Source organism: Dellaglioa sp. CoH-56-MRSF-10, assembly GCF_056782175.1.
Genome location: NZ_JBXAYF010000128.1, coordinates 1 through 259 on the forward strand (window position 1 = coordinate 1; position 259 = coordinate 259).

The window sequence follows — 259 nt, forward strand, 5'->3', positions numbered from 1 at the left end:
GTCGCCAGCGCACAAGGCCGAGAACCCTAAATCATAGGTGCTTTCTGCGACCAAGCGATTTGCACCGGCCGGATGAAAATCAGGCTCAAAATCCTGAATAAAATAAAATCTCTCTTTGAATTTCTGAGCTTGACTAACCGGGAATGCCGTCCAGCAATCAGTCGCAATAATCACATCTCCGGACAATTGTCGAACATCTTCAGGCAGATAAAGAACGGAGACATTTGACCCGATTTTTACATACCAATCAATAATTTGC

Annotated in this window: 1 pseudogene; it reads right to left on the reverse strand. The window is 44.4% G+C overall.

The window, feature by feature from the left end:
* Positions 1-259 (reverse strand): annotated as a pseudogene (locus tag AC1RP4_RS08055) (hypothetical protein); the annotation flags it as partial.